Below are 5,577 nucleotides of genomic sequence, written 5' to 3' on the forward strand. Positions count from 1 at the left end.
GCTATGTCTCGATGGCGCTGCATCACAAGCTGGCGCACGTCTTCGGCGGCTCGTTCGACACGCCGCACGCCGAAACCCACGCCATCCTGCTGCCCTACACGACCGCCTTCAACGAAGCGGCGGTGCCCGATCTGCTGCGCCCGATCGCTGAGGCATTCGGTGGTGGTTCGGCGGGCGGCGGGCTCTGGGGTTTCGCACAGTCGGTCGGCTCTCCGCTGAGCCTGAAGGCGATCGGCATCGAGGAGGCCGATCTCGACCGCGCGGCGGCAATCGCGGTGAAGAATGCCTATGCGAATCCAAGGCCGATTGATCCGGGATCGATAAGGGAACTCCTTCAGGCGGCGTGGGAGGGACGCCGTCCGGGGGACTGAGAACAAAACAAGAGGGAGGAACCAAACATGATCACAAGACGCAGCCTACTGAAAGCCTCGGCGGCGACAGGCCTGGCGCTCGCCGGTTCGCGCCTGGCGACGCCGGCCATCGCGCAAGGCGCCAAGATCCGCCTGGGCTATGTTTCGCCGCAGACGGGGCCGCTCGCCGGCTTCGCGGAAAGCGACGCCTACAACATCAAGGCCTTCCTCGCTTCCGAGGCGGGCAAGAACTTCGAGGTCATCGTCAAGGACAGCCAGTCGAACCCCAACCGCGCGGCCGAGGTAGCCAAGAGCCTGATCGTCGATGACGAGATCAACCTGATGCTCGTCGGCTCGACGCCCGAGAACACCAATCCGGTGGCCACCACCTGCGAGGCGGAGGGCGTGCCGGTGATCTCGACGATGGCGCCGTGGCAGCCCTGGTTCATCGGCCAGCAGGGCAATCCGGCCGATCCGTCCTCGTGGAAGCCTTTCAACTTCGCCTATCACTATTTCTGGGGTCTCGAGGACATCATCGCCGTCTACACCGGCATGTGGAAGCAGCTTTCCACCAACGGCAAGGTGGGAGGGCTGTTCCCCAACGATGCCGACGGCAATGCCTGGGGTGATCCGAAGAACGGCTTGAAGCCGGGCCTCGATGCCGCCGGTTTCAGCCTTGCCGATCCCGGCCGCTATCAGAACCTGTCGGACGATTTCACCGCGCAGGTCAACGCCTTCAAGGCGGCCAATGCCGAGATCGTCACCGGTGTGGTCATTCCGCCGGACTTCACCACCTTCTGGAACCAGGCCCGCCAGCAGGGCTTCAAGCCCAAGGCGATAACGGTGGCCAAAGCGATCCTCTTTCCGCAATCGGTCGAGACGCTGGGCGATGCTGGCCACAACCTCTCATCCGAGGTCTGGTGGTCGGCCTCGCATCCGTTCAAATCGTCCGTGACGGGCGAGAGCTCGGCGGAAATCGCGGCGGATTTCACCGCCAAGACCGGGCGCCCCTGGACGCAGCCGATCGGTTTTGTCCATTCGCTGTTCGAGGTGGCGGCCAATGTCATGGGGCGCGTTTCGGATCCGACCAATGCCGAGGCGATCGCGGCGGCCATAGCCGCCACCGACATGACGACGGTGGTGGGGAAAGTGGCATGGAGCGGTGCGGGACTGCCGCCTTTCGCCGCGAAGAACGTCTGCAAGACGCCGCTCGTTGGCGGCCAGTGGCGGAAGAAGGCCGGTGGCGGCTTCGATCTGGTGACCGTCGAGAACGCCGGCGCTACCGAGATTCCCACCGCTGGCAAGATGGAAGCCCTGGCCTGACGCTGCCGGGGGCGGCTGCGCCGCCCTCGTTCGGCGCGACCCAAGGATGACTGTGATGATACTCAGGCTGGAAAACGTTTCGAAGTCCTTCGGCGCCCTGAAGGTTGCGGATTCCGTGACCGTCAGCGTGCCGCGCGGCGAAGCGCTGGGCATTATAGGCCCGAACGGCGCGGGAAAATCGACGCTCTTCAACCTGATCACCGGAAACTTGTTTGCAAATGAGGGCCGCATCGAATTCCTCGGCCGCGACGTGACCCGCGCTCCGGCCATGGAGCGGGTGCGCATGGGCGTCGGCCGCAGCTTCCAGATTCCGCAGCCTTTCGAGGGGCTGACCGTGTTCGAGAATCTCTTGACCGCCGCCGCCTTCGGCCGCGGCGGACGCGAGGCCGAGATGGTCGAGGATTGCGCTGGTATCCTCGAGGCGACGGAGCTCCTCAGGAAAGCCAATTTCGTGGCCGGCTCGTTGAGCCTTCTCGACCGCAAGCGCCTGGAACTCGCCCGCGCCTTGGCGACAGGCCCCGAACTTCTGCTTCTGGACGAGATCGCGGGCGGTCTGACGGAGGGCGAATGCAAGGCCCTGGTCGCGACGATCAGAGCCATCCACGCGAGGGGGACCACCATCATCTGGATCGAGCATGTGCTGCATGCCCTGAATTCGGTGGTCGAGCGGCTCCTCGTGCTGGATTTCGGGCGCGTGATCGGGATCGGCGCGCCTGATGAGATCATGGCCTCGAAGGCGGTTCGCGAAATCTATCTGGGGCTCGAGGTCTGATGCTGGAAACGCGCGGCCTCACCGCGAATTACGGCCAGTTCCGGGCACTGTTCGGTGTGGATATCACCGTGGCCGCGGGCGAATGCGTGGCGATCATCGGCGCCAACGGCGCCGGCAAATCCACGCTGATGCGCTCGATCACCGGCGTGATCGGCAACGCGCCCGGCATGGTGCTGCACAGGGGCGAGCCGATCGGCGCGCTGTCTTCGGCCGAGATCATGAAGCGCGGCATCGCCATGGTGCCGGAGGGGCGCCGGCTGTTCCCTTCGCTCACCGTCGAGGAAAATCTGCTGGTCGGCGGGCAGGCGCGTAAGGTGCAGGGGCCGTGGAGCCTCGACGCGGTCTATGACCTTTTCCCGATCCTGGGCGAGCGGCGCAAGAGCCCCGGTACCGCGCTCTCGGGTGGCCAGCAGCAGATGGTGGCGATCGGCCGGGCGCTGATGTCGAACCCCGAATTGCTGCTTTGCGACGAGATCAGCCTCGGCCTCGCGCCCGTCGTCATCCGCGATATCTACGCAGCACTTCCCAGGATCCGCCAAGGCGGCGCCGCGATCGTGCTGGTGGAGCAGGATATCGGCAAGGCGCTGGCAGTGGCCGACCGCGTCTACTGCATGATGGAGGGTCGCGCCACGCTGGCCGCCAGGGCGGCCGAGGTCACGCGCGAAGATATCCACTCTGCCTATTTCGGAGTGGCGGCATGACGCGGGAACCAAGGCTCGGTCGTCTGCTCGCACAGCACCCTTGTGGCCTGATCGAGGTGGCGCGGCGATGATCTGGCTGGACACCCTCGTGCAAGGGATTCTGCTGGGCGGGCTCTATGCCCTGTTTGCAGCAGGGTTGAGCCTCGTCTTCGGCATCATGCGGCTGGTGAACCTAGCCCATGGCGACCTCATCATTCTTGCCGCTTATCTGGTTTTGATGGGCGTCACGCTGCTCGGCTTGTCGCCCTGGATCGCTGCCCTGATTGCCATGCCCGTGATGTTCGGGCTCGGCTGGCTGCTGCAGGCCGCCGTCCTGAACCGCGTGCTGGGCAAGGACATCCTGCCGCCGCTTCTGGTCACGTTCGGCCTGTCGGTCGCCTTGCAGAACGGCCTGCTCGAGGCCTTCTCCGCCGACAGCCGCCGCATTCCGGTGGGCGCGTTGGAAGGGGCATCGCTCGATCTAGGGCTGGTCACGGTTGGGATCATGCCGTTGATGACCTTTGCCTCGGCGATCGTGACGATCATTGCGCTCAACGCGCTCTTTTACCACACCGCCCTCGGCCGTGCCTTCCGCGCCACCTCGGACGACGCCGTGACGGCGGGGCTGATGGGGATAGAGCCGAAGCGGATTTTCGCGATCGCCACCGGGATCGCCATGGTCGTGGTGACGCTGGCGGCGCTCTATCTCGGCATGCGCGCGAACTTCGATCCTTCGATCGGACCGGCGCGGCTGATCTATGCCTTCGAGGCGGTGATCATCGGCGGCCTCGGCAGCCTGTGGGGGACGCTTGCCGGCGGGATCATCATCGGGGTGGCGCAAACGTTTGGCGCCGCGCTCAATCCGGAATGGCAGATCCTGGCCGGCCACATCGCCTTCCTGGCCGTGATGCTGCTCAGGCCGCGCGGGCTTTTTCCGCGCGCAGTGGATTGAGGGCCGGCATGTATCGACTGACAACCCGCACCCGCGCCGGAACCGTGACCGCGATCATCGTGCCGATCTTCCTCGTCGCCGCGCTCGCGCTGCCTGCCGTGGCCTCGCGTGGTGTCATACAGGATCTGTTCTTCATCCTCACCATGCTGACGCTGGCGCAGATCTGGAACCTGCTGGCGGGCTATGGCGGCCTGGTCTCGGTGGGCCAGCAGGCTTTCGTCGGCATCGGCGCCTACGCGATGTTCGCCGGCGTGATCCTGCTCGGCTGGAATCCGGTCCTGGCGATCCCGCTGGGCGCCCTTGCGGCACTGGTGCTGGCGGTTCCGACGGCCTTTTTCGCGTTCCGCTTGCAGGGCGCGTATTTCGCCATCGGCACCTGGGTGATCGCCGAAGTGACGCGCCTGCTGGTTGCGCAGTGGAAGGCACTTGGCGGCGGCACCGGCACGTCGCTGCCGCGCGAGGCGACGAGCAGCATCCTGGGCACCGATGCGGTCCGGGCGCTGTTCGGCGTCCGCGAGGCCGCGGCACGCGATGTCATGGCCTACTGGCTGGCTTTGGCGCTGGTCGTGGCCGTGACGGGCGGCATCTACTGGCTGCTGCGCAGCCGCCTCGGGCTGGCGCTGGCGGCCGTGCGCGACAATGTCGACGCGGCGCAATCGGTGGGCGTCGATACCGCCCGGCTCAGATGGGCGGTCTTTCTGATCGCCGCGGCTGCCACCGGGCTGACCGGCGCGCTGATTTTCCTGCAGACGGCCCGCATCTCGCCGAGCGCGGCCTTTGCCGTCACCGACTGGACCGCCAACGTCATCTTTATTGTCGTCATCGGCGGCATCGGCACCATCGAGGGGCCGATCCTCGGTGTGCTGGTCTTCTTTGCGCTGCGCTCGGCGCTGGCCGACTACGGCAGTTGGTACTTGATGACGCTCGGCCTCATCGCCGTTGTCGTGATGCTTTTTGCGCCAAAGGGGCTCTGGGGCCTGATCGCGTCCCGCAATGGCCTGCACCTGTTTCCGGTCCGCCGCAGGCTGACCGGTCCGAAGATCGAGGGAGGAATTTGATGGCGGATATCGAAACCGACGTGCTGATCGTCGGCACTGGCCCGGCCGGCTCGGCCACCGCCGCGCTGCTGTCGAGCTACGGCGTGGCCAACATGATCGTCAATCGCTATCGCTGGTTGTCGAACACGCCGCGTGCCCACATCACCAACCAGCGCACCATGGAAGTGCTGCGCGACCTCGGTCCGGATGTCGAGGCAGAGGCCATGATGCACGCCTCGCCGCAGGAACTGATGGGCGAGAACGTGTTCTGCGAAAGCCTGGCCGGCGAGGAGATCGGCCGCATGAAGAGCTGGGGTACAGCGCCGCTCTCCAAGGCCGAACATCTGCTGTCGTCTCCCTGTTTCATGAACGATTTGCCCCAGACCTTCATGGAGCCGATCCTGTTCAAGTCGGCCTGCACCCGCGGGACGCAGGCACGCATGAGCACGGAATATGTCAGCCA

General features: G+C 65.6%; 7 protein-coding genes. All 7 read left to right on the forward strand.

The features are described 5' to 3' along the window. The coding region (locus ENZ75_RS18920; protein WP_128278240.1) for an iron-containing alcohol dehydrogenase at positions 1–371 on the forward strand (371 nt) is incomplete at its 5' end. A 27-nt stretch (positions 372–398) separates the two neighbouring features. Then, positions 399–1,673 carry an ABC transporter substrate-binding protein gene (locus ENZ75_RS18925; protein ID WP_063167499.1) on the forward strand — a complete coding sequence of 425 codons (1,275 nt, stop codon included), beginning with the start codon at positions 399–401 and terminating at the stop codon, positions 1,671–1,673. 55 nt (positions 1,674–1,728) lie between these two features. Then, entirely contained in the window at positions 1,729–2,445 is a 717-nt protein-coding gene (locus tag ENZ75_RS18930) for an ABC transporter ATP-binding protein (protein WP_063170177.1), read from the forward strand. Beyond that, positions 2,445–3,146 carry an ABC transporter ATP-binding protein gene (locus ENZ75_RS18935; protein ID WP_063167500.1) on the forward strand — a complete coding sequence of 234 codons (702 nt, stop codon included), beginning with the start codon at positions 2,445–2,447 and terminating at the stop codon, positions 3,144–3,146. The genes ENZ75_RS18930 and ENZ75_RS18935 overlap by 1 nt, the downstream gene beginning before the upstream one ends. Positions 3,147–3,213: 67 nt before the next feature. After that, complete coding sequence (locus ENZ75_RS18940; protein WP_013533093.1) at positions 3,214–4,077, forward strand: branched-chain amino acid ABC transporter permease; 864 nt, start codon at positions 3,214–3,216, stop codon at positions 4,075–4,077. An 8-nt stretch (positions 4,078–4,085) separates the two neighbouring features. Next, positions 4,086–5,135: a branched-chain amino acid ABC transporter permease gene (locus ENZ75_RS18945; protein WP_063167501.1), complete on the forward strand. Its 1,050-nt coding sequence runs from the start codon at positions 4,086–4,088 to the stop codon at positions 5,133–5,135. Beyond that, positions 5,135–5,577 (forward strand): FAD-dependent monooxygenase (locus ENZ75_RS18950; RefSeq protein ID WP_206617064.1); only part of this gene is annotated, 443 nt, incomplete at its 3' end. The genes ENZ75_RS18945 and ENZ75_RS18950, both read left to right, overlap by 1 nt.

Source organism: Mesorhizobium sp. M7A.F.Ca.CA.002.04.1.1 (assembly GCF_004022805.1).
Lineage (GTDB): Bacteria > Pseudomonadota > Alphaproteobacteria > Rhizobiales > Rhizobiaceae > Mesorhizobium > Mesorhizobium ciceri.

Coding starts and splice junctions, on each gene's coding strand:
- ENZ75_RS18925 (WP_063167499.1), top strand. CDS start 399: ATGATCACAAGACGCAGCCTACTGAAAGCCTCGGCGGCGACAGGCCTG.
- ENZ75_RS18930 (WP_063170177.1), top strand. CDS start 1,729: ATGATACTCAGGCTGGAAAACGTTTCGAAGTCCTTCGGCGCCCTGAAG.
- ENZ75_RS18935 (WP_063167500.1), top strand. CDS start 2,445: ATGCTGGAAACGCGCGGCCTCACCGCGAATTACGGCCAGTTCCGGGCA.
- ENZ75_RS18940 (WP_013533093.1), top strand. CDS start 3,214: ATGATCTGGCTGGACACCCTCGTGCAAGGGATTCTGCTGGGCGGGCTC.
- ENZ75_RS18945 (WP_063167501.1), top strand. CDS start 4,086: ATGTATCGACTGACAACCCGCACCCGCGCCGGAACCGTGACCGCGATC.